Source organism: Haloarchaeobius lipolyticus (assembly GCF_051208015.1).
Lineage (GTDB): Archaea > Halobacteriota > Halobacteria > Halobacteriales > Natrialbaceae > Haloarchaeobius.
In genome coordinates this window covers 118,300-133,783 of record NZ_JBPKGF010000004.1, presented here as the reverse complement: position 1 = coordinate 133,783, position 15,484 = coordinate 118,300, and the positions used below count along the sequence as shown (strand labels likewise).

Below are 15,484 nucleotides of genomic sequence, written 5' to 3'. Positions count from 1 at the left end.
CGATTATCGTGCGAGTGGAACTCGATCCATCGTCTGCGCGACCATGTACTGCAAGGAAAGCCAGCATTCGTCATAAGGGTGTCGGACGAGACGAAGTATCGCCGGGGAACTCGCTTTCGCTGCGGTTACGGTACGGTGTCAGAGCTCTGGTGACCACGCACAGGACGTCCCGTACGTCAGTTCTTCTTCATCGACCCACGCCGCCAGACAGGCGTAGTTGCAGAACGGCTGTTCCTCGCTCTCGTCGCCTTCCCGGACGTAGACCGGGTCGTGTCGTTCGACCTCGCTTTCGCAGTAGACGCAGTCGGTCATGTGCGGTGGTAGGACTGCCAGTCAGAAAGCAGGTTCGCCGGTCGGTCGTCGTCGCCGCACGACCGTTTGGGCTGCGCCGCACGACCCTCCCGGCCGTCGTCGAACGACCGTTTCAGATTCGCCGGTCGATTCGCTCCGGCGCGCGCCAGTCCGTTGTCAGTTCGAGGAACTGGACGAGGATGCGGCCCGTCGCGCCCCAGACGGTGTAGCCGTCGACGTGGAAGTAGTGGATGACCACGTCGCCGTAGTGGGGGTGGTCCCGCCGGTCGTACTCGTAGTTGAGCGGGTCGACCAGCGCGTCGACCGGGAGGATGGCGACCTCAGCCACCTCGCGCTCGTTCGGCTCGTACTCGCGGTCGGGGACGATGCCGACGAACGGCGTTACGGCGTACTCCGTAATCGTGCGGATGTCGTCCAGCCGGCCGACCAGGTCGACCTCGTCGGGGTGCATCCCGATCTCCTCGTAGGCCTCGCGGAGCGCCGTCTCGCGGATGTCCTGGTCGACGGGCTCGTTGCCGCCGCCGGGGAAGCTCATCTGCCCGGGATGCTTGCCGAGGTGGTCCGCGCGCTTGGTGAACAGCAGGTAGTAGCCGTCGTCGCGCTCGATGACGGGGATGAGCACGCCGGCGTCGTGCTGCTCGTCGTCTATCGGGCGCGGGGTGAACTCGGCGACGCGGCGCAGGTCCATCGGTCGTGTGTAGGGTGTGGGGTGGTAAATCGTTCCGCATTGGCGCGATGTGTGCAGAGAGAGGTCGTTGTAGTTGGACGTCCGGCTGTTGGTGCCGACGCGCAGTACACGAATCACGGCGGAAATGAAAACCGCACCACTCTCTCCCCAACCGACTGCGACGCTCGTTCCGCTTCGCTCCACTGCGCTTCTCATCCCTCGCGCGTCTCCGACTCGCGGTCAGGCTCCCGCCTGACACGCTCGCAGCGCGCGCCAGAGTGGTCGTCCCGATTCAGGCGCTCGCGTCGAGCTTCGCGTCCAGTCGCGCCCGCACGCCGCGACACTCGACGGGTGCCCAGGCTTCGACGTCGTAGCTCACGTCGAGCAGGTCGCGCATCCGGTCGTGGTCGCCGCCGGCGAGCGCCAGCGTGGTCTCGGTCTCGATACGGTCCCTGACGGCGTTCCCGAGCTGGTCGCGGTCCACGTGGCGCGGCTCGACGTCCATGATGTGCGGGAGGTCCTCGCCGTGGGGCGGTTGCTCTGGGAAGGCGCGCGGCCCGTCCACCAGGAGGGTCCGGTCGCCGTCGTCGTACTCGACGAGGTGATAGCTCCGGAGGGCGTCGGCGACGGCCTCTTCGACGGTCTCGACGTCGAGGTCTTCCTCCGCGCGGTAGGCGACCTCCGAGAGCGCCGTCTCGAGTTCGTCCCGGGTCAGCCCGCCGAACAGCTCCACCACACCCGCGAGCTCGTCTGCGGTGACTCGCATGGTGGGGCCCACGCCGTCGCCCCTAAAGACTCATTCGACCGAGGGAACGCTCGACCGTCACCGAAGGTGCGAGAGGAGGAGTCAGTCGGCCGACCGGGGGTCTGCGTCGAGGCCGGCCATCGCGTCCGCTGCGGCCGCAGCGACCGCGTCGGGAGATAGCGGTGCATCTTCCCAGGCGGGTAATCGGGTGTCGGTCTCGGGAGGGCGGACCGAGTCGGCGTAGGCGGCGACCTGCTCGCGTTCGGCGACCGCATCGAACTCGAGTCCGTTGAACCGTGCGTCGGCGGCGTACTGGCGGACGAGCGTGTTCGCGGCCTCGCGGTAGCGTTCCGGGAGCGTCTCGAAGTCGGGCCGGACGCCGTGGTCGTCGAGCGCGTTGAACAGCGCGCGGCCGACCTGTCCGGCCATGTCGGAGAGGCCGGTGGGACCCGAGACTGAGCGGTGGTCGTGCTCGTGGCGGCCGAGGTCGACCTGCGCGGTACCGTCGAAGCCGGCCTGGGCGAAGGTGTCCGCGAGCAGACCGACTTCGAGGCCGAAAGCGCGCTGGGCGCGGACCTGCCGAGCGAGGTCGGCCGTCATGGCGAACTCGCCCGAGAGCGCGTACCGGAACGCGTCGAGGTAGTCGAGGAACGGCGCGTCGTGGGCGTCGTCGAGCGCCCGGACCACCGGTGCGTAGAACAGTCTGAACAGTCGCCCGTATAGCCGGTCGTTCTCGACGCGGGCGTAGTAGCCCTTCGTGAACTCGAACCCGTCCGTGAGCGGCGACAGGAGGCGGGGGACGTGCGCCTCGGAGTAGGTCTTCGCGTCGGCGTCGTGGACGACGACGTAGTCACCCCGCTCGGCGGCGAGCCCCAGCGCCAGCCAGACGTCGCGCCCCTTGCCGAAGCCGTTCTCCAGCCCGTGTTCGTGGAGCAACTCGGAGACCGGGTCGGCCGAACACCAGAGCAGTTCGACGTCGAGGTCGAACGAGTCGAGCCACGTCCGGAAGTCGGGCACGCACTCGGCGGGCGCCCGAAGCGGGACGATGACAGCGGCAGGGTCGACCGTCGCGAGCGTCGACAGCACCTGCTCGGCGGCAAGTCCCGCGTACTCCCGCTCCGTCATCGGAACCACGACCGCGGCCCGGTCCGTGGGCGCGGCGGGTGTGGGGTTCGTCAGGTCGTGGAGCGTCGCGATTCGCTCCTGTACGTACTCCATCTATCCCGTGCTGTGGACTGGAGTGAGAAAACGGCCCCGACTCGGGCGCGCCTTGCCGGGGGACCGAGACTCGGGAACCCGCAGTCAGCTCACGCCGTCGTCGCGCCGGTCGGCAACCGGTCGAGCCGGTAGAGGACGGTGAGCGCGAGCAAGATGCCCACGAGCACGAGCGCCATCCCGCGGTAGACCCCGTCGTAGCCGAACCCGGCGTCGACGAACGCCCCGACCGTGACGCTCCCTGCCGCCTGGAACAGCATCATCGAGCCCGAGTAGAGCGCGTACGCCGACGACCTGTTCTCGTCCGGCAGCGAGTCCAGCAGGAACGTGTCCATCGTCGGGAAGGTGCTGTGGATGATGTAGCCGAGCGCCAGCGTCACGACGAGTATCGGGACGAACCCCGAGACGAACGTGAGCGCGACGAGCGCGGCCGCGAATCCGCCGAGCAGCGTCAGCAGGAGCGGGAGGCGGGGGAGTCTGTCGGCGAGGTCACCCGCGAAGAAGAACGCCGGGACACCCGCGAGGAACACCAGCGTCAGGAGCGTCCGACCCTGGCTCGGCGGGAGTCCCTTCGCCGCCGAGAGGTAGCGAACGTAGAGGTTGAACAGACCGTTCCAGACGAAGCCCGTCCCGCCGAGCAGGACGAATCCGGTCAGGACGATGGGCCACTGGCGGCGGAGAGCGGCGAGCAGGTCGCGGTCGTTCGCGCCCGCCGTCGGCATCTCGGTTCGGCGGGCGACGTAGTAGAAGACGACCGTCGTCGCGGCTGCCACGGCCGTGAGTGCGAGCATGACGGTGCGCCAGGAGGCCACCGTCCCGAGCCCGGGCACGGCCCACGTCTCGCGGGTCAGGACCGCGCCGACGAACAGCGGCGCGCTCACGGCCGCGAGTTGGCTCGACATCCCGTGGACTCCGATCGCGCGGCCGACGCGTTCGGGGAACAGCTCGCTCACGAGCGGGTTGGCGGCGATGAAGTACGCCCCGCTCGCGAGCCCCATGCAGAACGAGCCGACGTAGACCTGCTGGAGCGAGTTCGCGGAGGCGGTGAACGCCGCCGAGAGCGTCAGGACGACGCCCGTGCCGAGCACGACGCGGTGCCGGGAGAACCGCGTCAGCAGGTAGCCCGTCGGAATCCGTGGGAGGGCACTCCCGACCCAGGCGAGCGTCGCGATGAGCCCGACCGCTCCCTCGGAGGAGATGCCGAACGTCACCGCGAACAGGTCGAGCAGCGGGGCGAAGACGACCCGCGCGAAGTTGACGAGGAAGACCATGGCACAGAGCGACCCGAACACGCGCAGCCTGCGGTCGGGTCCGTCGCTCGTATTCTGTGCCGTCACGAGCGACACTACTCAGGGCGCGCGTTCAAAGCTTTCGAACCGAAACTCATTCGAGAGCGCCTCGCACGCGACAGACGGTGACGTTCGCCGTTCCGACGACCGTCGTCGACGGACCCGGAACGCCAGAACGCATATGAAGGGTCGATATGTGGGACCCCGATACTTTTCTCGGATGCCCTCGTAGGCCCGTCAATGAAATCGGTCAGAAAGGCACTCCGTGACAAGTCACTCGTGAAAGACACCTACGAGCGACTCAACTGTGCCGAATGCGAACAGACGCTCAACACCAAGAACGACCCGGACGAGATCGGCACGGTCCGGGCCTGTCCCGACTGCGGCGGCGAGTGGAAGGAGATCCGCTAGCGGGCGCGGTCACTCGAACGTCGCGTCGAACGCGTCCGCACCCATCGGGTCGAACGTTCCGGCGGCGACGTTCTCGTCGACGTGTTCGACGCGGCTCATGCCGACGAGCGACGACGTCACACCGGGTGCCGACCGCGCGAAGTTGATGGCTTTCTGGACGGCCGTCTCGCCCGCGAGCCGTGCCGCTATCGCCTCGGGCACCCCGGTGGTGAGGTCACCCTGCAGGATGGAGGCGCTCGTGAACACGTTCAGGCCGGCGTTGTGTGCGAGTTCGAGCGTGCTGACCGTCCCGTCGGCGGACTGCTGCGCCTTCACGGTGAAGGCGTCGGCCATGTGGACGTTGAACGGGAGCTGGACGGCACCGAAGTGCGTGGCCGTGTTTCCGACGGTCTTCGCCGCCGAGCGCGCTCGCCCGACCACCTCCGCCAGCGAGAGGTACGAGTCGTGGTCCGCCGGCACGCGGAAGCACTCCCACGTCGCCAGCCCGTACATCCCGAGGTCGCCGTCCGCGGCACGTCGCTCGAGCACCTCGAAGGCGGCCTCGAGCCGGTCGTAGACCTCTTCACGGGAGAACTCCGCCAACTGTGTCTCCGGGTTGTGCAGGTAGTACAGGTCGACCGAGTCCAGCCCGAGATTGTCGAGCGACCGGTCGAGCTGGTCGTCGACGAATCCCGGCGCGAGGCAGTGGCTCCCCCGGACGAGGTCGTCGGGGTCGACGATGCCCGACTCGACGTACTCCGACCGGACGAACGAGCCGGGGTCTTCGGGGCGCGAGCCGTCGAACGGGACGAAGCCGCCCTTCGTCGCGACCAGTACCGCGTCCCGGTCGACGTCCGCCTCGCGGAGTGCGTCTCCGACTACACGCTCGGAGCGCTGGCAGCGGTAGTTGATGGCCGTGTCGAGGACGTTGACGCCGGATTCCAGCGCCCGGACGATAGCGTCGTGGTAGCGCTGGTCGACCGCGTCGGTCGGGTCGCCGAGGTAGGTCCCCAGCCCGATGCTCGATACCAGCCCGTCGCCGAACCGTCGGAAGTAGGTCCGACCGAACGACTCGTGGAACTCGTCGCGATACGCCCACGTCGCGGTACTCGTCACCATGTACGCGCGTTGGATCAGCGTGGCAAAAAGGGGCCCGTTACGGCCACGAGCGTGCTCGGCGGTGACCTCTGTCTCGACTCACTTCCGCCCGCTCGCCAGGGCGTCGAACAGCGCCTGCTTGAACTGCTCTCGCGAGACCCCGTTCGAGGGGCCGATTCCCTCCATGTGGTCCTTCGAGAGCTGACCGCCACCCATCCGGGCGTGGCCGCCGGCCTCCGCCATCGGGATGTCGGCGACGACGGACTGGAGCGCCTCTCCCATGTGGATGCGGTCGTCGCGCGACCGGCCGGAGAGGTGTATCGTGCCCTCGTCCTCGCCGAAGACGACCACGGCCGAGACCCCCTCGAGGTGGAGCAGCTCGTCCGCGGCCTGCGGGATGGCGTCGACGTTCGGAACGACGCCCAGGTCGCAGACGGCGAACGGGCTGTCGACGTCGCACTCGTAGATGGCCTTCGCCTTCGTCTCGAGAATCTCTGCCGGCACCTCCGGGTTGGCGATACGGTCCAGCAGGTCGTCGTTGATGCCCGCGTAGAGGAAGTGGCTCGCGTCGAACTCCGCCGCAGAACAGCCCTTCGTCAGATGGTTCGTGTCGGACTGGATGCCGTACACCAGCCCCGTCGCCGTCGCCGACGGAAGTGTGAGTTCGTCGGAATCGCCGGTCCCGTTGCCCACGGTCGCACCGAGGTCAATGAAGTACTCCGCGAAGACGGTCGAGCAGGCGCCGTAGTCCGTCCGTACGTCGGTGAACGCGATGCCCGTTCCGTTCCCGGGATGGTGGTCGACGATGGCGTACGGTTCGACCGCACGCGCACCCTGGAAGCCACGCGGCGTGTTGTGGTCGACGAGGATGATGTCGTCGCTCGCGAGGTCGGCTGCCGTCTCGATACGCTCGGCGTCGAGTTCGAGGACGGTTCTGAACGCCCGGTTCTCCTGGTGACGAATCTCGCCGGGGTACTGCAGATGGACGTCGACGCCGGCGTGTTCACAGAGCCGGGCGGCGGCCATGCCACAGGCCATCGCGTCCGGGTCCGGGTTCGGGTGCAACAGTACGGTAACCTCGTCGGTCTTTCGCAACGCGCGGAGGAACCGCTCACCGGGGGAGCGGCGGAAGTGTCGCACGCCCAGCCGGACGCCTGTCCCAACCGCGAGTGCACCGACCACCAGTGCCACGAGTGTCAGTGGGTCGCTCGTGGCCGTCTCCACCACACCGTCCGCGGTGAAAGCGGCGGTGAGGGGGGTGCCAGCCAGCCACATAACACCCTCGTCACGGTGGACCGCTAAGAATGTTCCCCAAGATGGTCACGCGTGTCTCTGGCGGTACATGTCCACCGCATCCCGGTAGCCTTCGCGGTAGGTCGGGTAGGCGAACTCGTAGTCGAGCCCGCGGAGTTTCTCGTTCGAACACCGTTTCGACGTGCGCAGCCGGCGCTCTGCCGGTTCCGAGAGCTCCCCGTCCGCGAGCCGTTCTTCCACCGTCTGCTTCGCAGGTCGCTCGACCCCACACTCGTCCGCGAGCCAGTCCGCGAACGTCCACTTCGAGACGGGCTCGTCGTCGACCACCTGGACCACCTCCCCGCGAGCCAGGTCCGATTCGAGGAGGAACCGAACGGCGCCGGCCGCGTCGTCCCGGTGGACCATGTTCAGGTAGCCCTCCGTGACGGGGCCGGAGAGGTATCGCTCCAGTCGGTAACGGTCGGGGCCGTAGAGGCCGGCGTACCGGGCGACCGTGCCGTCGATACCGAACTCCTCCCCCGCCGACAGCGCCAGCTCCTCCGCAGCCGCGAGTACCCGCGTCTTCTCGGTCGTCGGCGACACGGGCGTGTCCTCGTCGACCCAGTCGCCACCGTGGTCGCCGTGGACGCCGGTGCTCGAGGTGTAGACGAGTCGCTCCGGCGGCTCCTCGCGGTCTGCGAACTGCGAGAGGGCGGTCTCCAGCCCGTCGACGTAGACGCGTCTGGCAGCGTCGGCCCCTCGGCCGCCGGTACTTGCCGCGAAGACGAGGGCGTCCGCGTCCGGAACCGATTCGAGGTCGTCGGCGTCCAGCAGGTCGGCGCGGACTGCCTCGAACCCGGCGGCCTCGATAGCCGCGAGTCCGTTCTCCGAGCGCCTGACACCGACCACGTCGTGGCCAGCGCTGGTCAACTGGCGACCGAGTTCGATGCCGACGTAGCCACAGCCGAGGATCGCGACGCGCATGGTCCCCGCTTGGGGAGTCGCGTAGAAATCGGTACCGCTGTGGAGTGGCCGGGGCGCGGTTCCCACCGTTGTCGAACGGACTCGACCGAGACGGCGGTTCCTACCGCTGTCGAGTAAGGTCGGCTGGGCCTCGATACCTACCGCTGGCGGCTGGCGATGACGTGCTGGACGTGGACGAATTCGTGGAACGTCATCGGGGCACGCCGCTCTATCTTCTGTTGTATCTCAGTCGGCCCGAGGTCGAACTCGTCGTCTAGGTCCATCGCGACCGCTTCGATGTCCATCACGCCCGTCGTCATGCCGAGCAAGAGGTGCTCGCACGCCATCTCGAACACGGTATCGGCGTCGGCGACGCCGTCTGCCAGCGACTGCACCGCGGCGGCTTCCTGCAGTGTGAGGTCGCCGGGAACCTCGCCGTCCGCGAGGGTCTCGACCGTCGTCCGGTCGAGTCCCGTGGCGCCGACGACCGCGTCCACTCCCTGTGAGTCGACGACCGACGCGAGGTCGGCGGCGTACTCGTCTTCGAGGTCGTCCGGCGACAGTCCGTCGACGTCCATCCGCTGCTCGTAGAACATACCGGGGTTTTCGACAGGGCGATACAAGGGCGCTCCGCATCGGGACGCCTCCTCGTCGCCGTCACCGCTCGGCGGTTCCCGCGGCGGCCACACGCGCGGACCCGGACAGGGCCAGCCGGCCGACCGCTCGTCCCAGTTCCCGTCGAGGTCACCGACGCCGGTCTTGCCGGGCGGGACCGCGACGAGGACGCCGACGCGACTCTCGAAGGCCACCCGGTCGGCGTAGCCGAGGCGTTCTCTGACCCCGTCACCGTCGACGTCGACCGCGACCGCAGCGCCGTCCCGGGAGTAGACGAACGACCCGCCGGGCGTCGCGGGCGACCCGTAGTCGGTCCGGACCGTGAATCGGGCGTAGCTGCCACGCGCCTCTACGTCCCAGACGTTGACCGTCGCGACCCAGGAGTAGAACGGGAGCAGGGGCAGGCCGGCGAACGTCGCGTACACCGACTCGTTGCCGAAGCGTGTCTGTCGGGCCGCCCGGTCCGTCTCCGAGAGCATCGCGGTTCCCGCCGCCGAGACGAGGCCGTCGTGCTGCGACCGGAGGAAATCCGTCGCGTCAGAGAGCACTTCGGCGTCGAGCCGCCCGGTCTCTGCGTCGACCGCGGCCTGCAGTGAGGCACGGATTCGCACGCGTAGCTCGGCCCGGTCGCGTCCGCCATCGAACCGCTCCGAGCGCGCGACGACCTCGGTGGCCATTCTGCCGGCAGCGGAGCCGTTGACGGTGGCAGCAGCCCGGTGTGCCGTCGTGGGATAGGTCGACAGCCCGGCGGCGACCGCCGCGTCGGCCTGGCTTCGCCGGAGATCGGTGGTCGCGGCGACGTCTGCGGCCACGCGGGATTCGACCGCGTCGAGCGTCCCCTCCACCGCGTCCCTGAGTTCGTCCCGGTGTCGCCGTGCGGCTCGGTCGTCCATCTCGCGGACGGCGGCATCCATCGCGAACAGCCCCGGCGTCGCCGCCGAGAGCCCCACGCGACCGGCTTCGGCGTCAGCTTTCGCGGCGGACGTGACGGCGTCGACCGCCTCCCCGTACGGCACCGTGAAGAGGTTCCGGTTCCGGGTGACGAGCGGGTGGTAGCCGCTCGTGCGGATGGACGCCGCTCGCTCGGACGCGACCTCGTTCAGGACCAGGTACGACGGGACGGCGTCGACGCGGAGCCGGAGCGGGCCGGCCGGGCCACCGCCGAGGGTCGGCGGCTCGGGACTGGCCGCCCGCCGCTGGGCGGCCATCGTGTCCGCGAGTCCCGCGAGCGAGAGGTCGACCGCCTCCAGTGCGTCGTCGAGTCCACCCCTGCCGCGCTCGGTCGCCCGGGCGCGGTCCGAGAGCTCCCTATCGAGCTGGTCGAGGTACGCCGACCTGACGGCCGTCCGGGCCCGGCTCGCGACGCTCCCGTACGTGGTCGGTGCCGCGACGAGGCTCGCCCGGCGGGTTCGAAGCTTCGCCGCCAGTTCCCTCGCGGGGGTCTCGGTCGTCGCGAGGCTCCCGCGAGTCGCCTCGACGGTGACGGTCCGAGCAGACTCTCGGAGCGCCGGAAGTCCGTCGAAGACGAACTCCTCGATGCCGTCCGGCGGCGCGACGTGGACCCTCGTCTCGCTCTCGTCGAGCGTCCCGGCGACGGCCCGCCTCGCCAGCGCGTCCGCTCCGCCCCGCTCGGCGACGAGCGCCGAAACTCGGGGACGGATTTCGTAGAGGTTCCCGCCGCCGAGTGGACCGTCGGTCGAGAAGACACCGGCTATCGAGTTGTCTGGTCCGGGGACGTCCGGCGACGGTTCCGCGAGCGCAGCGATACCGACGCGGTAGCGGCTCTCTCGTCGGTCCGTCGTCTGTCGAATCTCCGGAACCCCGACCGTCCTGTTCGTCCAGTTCCAGCGGTGCCACGTCGTTCGCGTCGTCCGAAGGACTCGTACCTCGCGTTCGTACCAGCCGAGCCGGTGCCAGCCGGCGCTCGCCGCGGGGACCGGCGCGGATTTGGACGAGACGGTGACGGTACGGTCGGTCCTCGAGTCGACCTCGCGCCAGCCCTCACCAGCCGGTGGCGTCGGCGGTCTCGCAGGGTCGTGTGAGACACGACGGACGGCCGCCTCGAACCTGACGTCCGCGCCGTAGGCCCGTCGGACTACCTCCGCGAGCGACCGCCCGTCTTCCCCGTCGCCGTCGTCGGTTCCGAGCAATACCCGGAACGCCTCGTCGGCGGACTCGTTCACGCCGACAGTGACCTGAGACGACGGCCCGTACCCGGTGTTCACCGGTTCCGGAACCGACGGCGTGGCGTACGCCATCGTCCCCGACGGGTCGCCCAGGACGAGGTCGACCCACTTTCCCGGCGGGACACCCGTCTCGGGAAGTGGCATGAGACCGAGCCCCTCGGTCGCGAGCAGGTCGAGGCGGGCCAGTCCGAGTGCGCGAGTTCCAGCGGCGTCGGCCCGGCCGAAGGTCGCCTGCTGGGTCGCGAGCGCGGCCTCGTTTGCCGAGAGCGAAACGTACGCCGGGGAGACGACGTTCGAGACCGTCGTGTCGCCGCGAGGCTGGGCGTACTGAACGTAGCCCCGGGCCCACGCCCAGGCGTAGAGCCGGGCGGCGAACTGACGGCCGAAGCCAGGACCCTCGGTCGGGCCGCGGTTCAGCCGCTCCTCGAAGACCGTGACCTTGTCGTGGACGAGGAGGACGGGTGTGGCGGCCGTGAACGAGATGGTCCGTTCCTCCCTCTCGACGACCCGTCCCCGGTAGCGGAGCGCGAACGAGACGTCCTCGACACGGACCGCCATAGTCCCGTTTCCGGTTCGGGCGACGTGAACGCGGGCCAGCGCCGCACGCAACGAATCCGATTCAGAGACCGGCGGAAGGCTCGCCGTGACGCGGGCGTCGCCGACGGAAACGTCGACGCCGGTGAGAGCGTCGCTCGCCTGCCGGTAGATTCGGAGCCGGAGCGAATCGCGGAACGGGCTCGACTCGTTCAGCACCTGTCCGGAACCAGTCGACGCAGGGGTCACGACCGGGTTCGACCCGGCGTTTCGCGCGGCACGGTCGACAGCGCCCCGAAGTGTGGTGAGGACGGTTCCCTCGGCTCGCTCGACCGCCACGTCGGAATCGGGAATCGCCCCACCCGGATGCCGCGTCGACAGCGTCCCGACCAGGGTCGCGCTACTGACCAGTAGCAGGACACCCACGAGCGCGAACGGAACCCGCGCCCGTTCGTCGTCCGCCAGTCTCACGCGGACCACGTCCTGACGGTGACGACGACGGTCGTGAGGCTGCTCGAGAGCGCGAGGGCCGCGGCCGCCGGTGTCTCGTACGTTTGCCGGAGCGACCGCTCGAGTCGTGGGGCGAGGGCCGCCGCGAGACGCTGGTTCGCACGATGGGTGGCGGCCTCGGCTACGGTCCCGTCGAGGTCCGCGCCCAGCGCAGCAGCCGACCGATGGTACCGGAGCGCCGTCACCCGGTCGGTCGGCGGGTCGGCGAGCAGTGCGAGGTGGGACTCGTCCGGGGGGAACAGCGTCCGGACCGTCGCGGCAGCCGCATCGGCCGAGACGGTCCGCCACGACCCGGAGACGAGCCGTGGGTGCGGGGCGACGGGGACACGAAGCGTCGCGGCGTGCACGTCGACCCCGGGCGGCGGGGGTGCGCCGACGGTGGCCCGCCCCTCGACGGGTCCGCCGGGTGTCGGTCGCCAGGTTGCAGCTACCTGCCACTCGCCCTCGACGACACGCAACCGGGCTCGCGAGGCGTTCCCGACCGCGGTTGCGAACTCGCCGCCAGAAGCCGAGAGTCGCCTCCCATCGACCGTCGCGTTCGCCAGCGCAGCCCTCGCGAGCAGCGACGCGACGGACCCGTGGGCGGTTCTACGGGTGGCGGTCCCGGCCGTGGATGATGATCTGCCGAGCAATGGCTCCGCGTCGCCGACATCGGGAGAGAGCGAGTAGTTCACCGTCGCGGTCGTCCCGGCGAGGAGGGTCGCCGCATCCGCGGCGCTCGACCGTTCGATGGGTTCCGGTGGCGAGACGGCGACGAACGTGAGCACGCTCGCGGAGACGAGCAACAGACAGACCGTGACGTCGAGCACGGTGCTGACGGCGCGAGCGTCCGGCGGTGGAGTCGGGCAGGCGTTCTCGCAGGTAGAACGGCGGCTCACGACCACACCTCCACGCGAAGCGTCCCGCTCACGACGACGCCCGGTTCGAGCCGGACGCTGACCGGTCGAACCGCGGTGCTGGCTGTCCCGGGCGACGCCGGCCCGACCCGCCATCGCTCGTCTCCCGCCGAGAGAGTCACCGCGACGCTGTAGCCTGCGGGACCAGCACCGTCCGTCTCCGACAGTCGAGTCGGCGAGGCGATACCTCCCTCATCGGTGAGGGACTCGTAGACTCGGCCGAGCGTGGGTTCTGCCATCCTGGTCTCGTCGTCGCCACGTCCGACGTCCCGAAGCGTGGTGTCGAGCGTGCCGGCGTAGAGGGCGAGTCCGACACAGACGGCGAAGACGGCGACGAGGGCGGCCGTCGGCTCGGTCTGGGCGCGCCAGGTGGGTTGTGCGCCGACCCTGGCCGGTTCACGCATCTCGGCCACCCGTTCCGCTATCCTGCCAATCCGTTCCACCGACGGCGACCAGCGTGACGGCCACGTCGCCCCAGTGGACGCGGCGGACGACGAGCCGGTCTTCGACCGGTCGCCAGCCCGTCGTTCTGGAGCGCGTCTCTGCACGGGCGACGGCTTCCTCGAAGTCGGCCGGGTCGCCGAACTCGGTGTCCGGTGCGGCCCCCGCCGCGACTCGTTCGAGCCGGCTCCCTGCAGGTGCGAACACGACCGGCCCGAAGGCGACGGTCGCGTGGCTCTTCCCGCCCGGATTACGGAGCGAGAGCCGGTCCGAGTCGAGTCGGATGGCGGTCGCGTCGAGCGGGTGGACGGCCGTGGTCGGATAGGTCGCGCCGGCGACGGCGTCGATGGTCGCCACGGCAGCAGCCGCGTCGGGCGGGGCCGTCGACGGGAGTTCGACCGCGACGCCGGCGACGGCGACGCTGACGACCGCGACGCCGAACCAGCAGTACCACGCGTCGATTGTGAGGTCGAGCATGCCGGCTGTGGCCGCTCGCTCGTATGTAAACCCTCAGTCGTGTCTCGCGGTCGTCTCGCGCCGGTCAGACGACGCCACCCGCGAGAACGACGGCGGCGACGAAGACGACCGCCGCGGTGGGGAGTGCCCGTCCGACGCGGACGCCGAGGAGCGCCCGGTCGAACCCGTGCTCGAGGCCCGTTGCGAGGACGGTCAACAGGACGGAGAGGATGAGTACGTAGCCACCGACCGCGAGCCCGAGTGAGCCGGTCGCCAGCGCGAGTTCGGCACCACCGGGGGCTCCCGGACCAGCGATTGCCGTTCCCGTCCCACCCGTCGAACCGCCACCTCCCAGTGCGGCCGCGCCCGTTCCGGATGCCCGCATGCCATCCGCGAGGGCGACGGTCGCCCCGCCGACGAGTGGCGCGAACGTGGTCGCGGTCGACCGGAGCGAGCCCGTCACGCGAGCGAGGTCGTGGCGACACTCCCGTTCGAGCGCCTGCAGGTCCTCGAGGTGGTCCGCCATCGAGACGATGGCCCTGCCGGCGGGTGCTCCCTCGCTGGCGGCCAGCGCGAGCAACGCCGCGGTGCTCCGGGTGCGCGGACTCGGGACGGTGGCGAGGGCGCCGTGTTCACCGAGGAAGGCTTCGTGGACGCCGACGCGGAGCTGTCGCTGACGGTGCGCGGCCCGGGCGAACGTCTCGGCGGTCGCGCCGGCCACCTCACCCGCGGCGTGGTCGATGGCGCTCTCGACGGCCTCGCCCTCCGCGACCCGGCGTCCGGTCAGGTACAGCGCGTCGACGAGGTTCGCCTCGACCGCCCGCGCGTGGTCTCGAACCGCCGCGACGGGGCGGGAGTGGACGAAGAGCGCGAGGCCGACCCCGACCGCCGGCGTCAGGACCAGCACCGTCCAGTCCGGAGCGACCGCCACGGCAGTCACCCCCGCGAGCAGTGCGCCGCCGAGGCCAGCGGCCGCTGCTCGTCCCAGCCCGGTCGGAACGTCGGGGTGCGACCGCGGGACGACCGGCGGCGGGAAGGCGACGGGACGGCGGGTGAGCAACCAGAGACTCACGACGAGGAGACCAGCCGGCAGGAGCACGTCGTAGACGAGGACGACGCCGCCCACGGTCACGGGGACGCCGGCGACACGGGCTGCCGGGAGAACGGCGACGAGTGCGAGCGGGAGCAACACGCCGAAGGCGTAGAGACCGGTCACGGGTCCCTGAACCTCGGCGGCGAACGTGGCGAGCCGCTCGCGAGTCCCGTGCAGGACGGCCGTCATCGCCCGGTCGAGCGTCCGGACGCGTTCGGACGGAGGGGCCGCGGCTGCCGCGTCGACGAGGAGCAACGCCCGCCGAAGGGCTGGAAACTCCTCGCCCCACTCCGCGACGAACGACCCGATTCCGGCGTCCGGTCTCCCGGTCGCGCGTCGCACGTGCCGGGCGAGACTCGCCGCGAGGGGGCCGTCGTCTGTAGCCGCGGCGAACGCTACGGCACCCTCGATGGTCGGTTCGACGTGGAGCCGGAGGACGGCCCGGCCGACGAGGTCGGGCGCGTCTCCCAGAGCAGCTGTGCGCCGAATCCGGGTAACGGCCGCTGGAGCGCTGTGGACCAGGTGGGTGGTCCCCAGCCCGGCGGCGAGGCCTGCGAGTGCGACCGGCACCGGCGACGGGGAGAACGCAGCCGGGGCCGAAAGTCCGACGGCGACGGCCACGCTCGCGACCAGGAGCGCCACGAGTCCTCCCGCAGCCCAACCGGCCCGGACGACCATCTCGCCGGAGAGACCCGCCAGATCGGCCCGTTCCAGCGCGTCGTCGAGGTCGTCGCTGACCGAAACCGGCCACGGGTAGCACCGCGCGAGCAGTCGGAGCGCTCGCACCCAGGCGCTCTCAGCACTACGCTTCCGGCCGGTTGAGACGGTTCGGTCCCGGCCG

The 15,484-nt window shown here is 70.1% G+C and carries 14 protein-coding genes; 1 reads left to right on the top strand and 13 read right to left on the bottom strand.

Going from position 1 to position 15,484, the window contains the following annotated elements; all coding sequences use genetic code 11:
- Nucleotides 1-138: 138 nt before the first annotated feature.
- From ACSC1Y_RS12985 to ACSC1Y_RS12965, 5 genes are all read right to left on the bottom strand, one after another.
- Nucleotides 139-312: a hypothetical protein gene (locus ACSC1Y_RS12985; RefSeq protein ID WP_435335311.1), complete on the bottom strand. Its 174-nt coding sequence runs from the start codon at nt 310-312 to the stop codon at nt 139-141.
- A gap of 112 nt (nt 313-424) precedes the next feature.
- Entirely contained in the window at nt 425-1,000 is a 576-nt protein-coding gene (locus ACSC1Y_RS12980; RefSeq protein WP_435335310.1) for an NUDIX hydrolase, read from the bottom strand.
- 271 nt (nt 1,001-1,271) lie between these two features.
- Nucleotides 1,272-1,745 carry a DUF7109 family protein gene (locus ACSC1Y_RS12975; protein WP_435335309.1) on the bottom strand — a complete coding sequence of 158 codons (474 nt, stop codon included), beginning with the start codon at nt 1,743-1,745 and terminating at the stop codon, nt 1,272-1,274.
- 81 nt (nt 1,746-1,826) lie between these two features.
- A complete protein-coding gene (locus tag ACSC1Y_RS12970) occupies nt 1,827-2,942 on the bottom strand; it encodes a glycosyltransferase family protein (RefSeq protein WP_435335308.1) in 1,116 nt (371 codons plus the stop codon).
- Nucleotides 2,943-3,031: 89 nt separating this feature from the next.
- Entirely contained in the window at nt 3,032-4,210 is a 1,179-nt protein-coding gene (locus ACSC1Y_RS12965) for an MFS transporter (RefSeq protein WP_435335786.1), read from the bottom strand.
- Nucleotides 4,211-4,468: 258 nt separating this feature from the next.
- Here ACSC1Y_RS12965 and ACSC1Y_RS12960 point away from each other — a divergent pair, with 258 nt between their 5' ends.
- On the top strand, nt 4,469-4,639 hold the full coding sequence (locus ACSC1Y_RS12960) for an HVO_0758 family zinc finger protein (RefSeq protein WP_435335307.1): 171 nt from the start codon (nt 4,469-4,471) through the stop codon (nt 4,637-4,639).
- Between the two features lie 9 nt (nt 4,640-4,648).
- Here ACSC1Y_RS12960 and ACSC1Y_RS12955 read toward each other — a convergent pair whose 3' ends face one another.
- From ACSC1Y_RS12955 to ACSC1Y_RS12920, 8 genes are all read right to left on the bottom strand, one after another.
- On the bottom strand, nt 4,649-5,737 hold the full coding sequence (locus ACSC1Y_RS12955) for an aldo/keto reductase (protein WP_435335306.1): 1,089 nt from the start codon (nt 5,735-5,737) through the stop codon (nt 4,649-4,651).
- 78 nt (nt 5,738-5,815) lie between these two features.
- On the bottom strand, nt 5,816-6,991 hold the full coding sequence (locus ACSC1Y_RS12950; RefSeq protein ID WP_435335305.1) for a DHH family phosphoesterase: 1,176 nt from the start codon (nt 6,989-6,991) through the stop codon (nt 5,816-5,818).
- A 45-nt stretch (nt 6,992-7,036) separates the two neighbouring features.
- Entirely contained in the window at nt 7,037-7,933 is an 897-nt protein-coding gene (locus tag ACSC1Y_RS12945; RefSeq protein WP_435335304.1) for an SDR family oxidoreductase, read from the bottom strand.
- A 137-nt stretch (nt 7,934-8,070) separates the two neighbouring features.
- Nucleotides 8,071-11,718, bottom strand: coding sequence for a DUF7286 family protein (locus ACSC1Y_RS12940; protein WP_435335303.1), 3,648 nt, complete (start codon nt 11,716-11,718; stop codon nt 8,071-8,073).
- Nucleotides 11,715-12,635 carry a DUF7284 family protein gene (locus ACSC1Y_RS12935; protein WP_435335302.1) on the bottom strand — a complete coding sequence of 307 codons (921 nt, stop codon included), beginning with the start codon at nt 12,633-12,635 and terminating at the stop codon, nt 11,715-11,717. The genes ACSC1Y_RS12940 and ACSC1Y_RS12935 overlap by 4 nt, the downstream gene beginning before the upstream one ends.
- Nucleotides 12,632-13,057 carry a DUF7285 family protein gene (locus ACSC1Y_RS12930; protein ID WP_435335301.1) on the bottom strand — a complete coding sequence of 142 codons (426 nt, stop codon included), beginning with the start codon at nt 13,055-13,057 and terminating at the stop codon, nt 12,632-12,634. The genes ACSC1Y_RS12935 and ACSC1Y_RS12930 overlap by 4 nt, the downstream gene beginning before the upstream one ends.
- Nucleotides 13,050-13,571, bottom strand: coding sequence for a DUF7283 family protein (locus ACSC1Y_RS12925; RefSeq protein ID WP_435335300.1), 522 nt, complete (start codon nt 13,569-13,571; stop codon nt 13,050-13,052). Before ACSC1Y_RS12925 ends, ACSC1Y_RS12930 begins: the two co-directional genes overlap by 8 nt.
- 64 nt (nt 13,572-13,635) lie before the next feature.
- A complete protein-coding gene (locus ACSC1Y_RS12920) occupies nt 13,636-15,429 on the bottom strand; it encodes a type II secretion system protein (protein WP_435335299.1) in 1,794 nt (597 codons plus the stop codon).
- Nucleotides 15,430-15,484 lie beyond the last annotated feature (55 nt).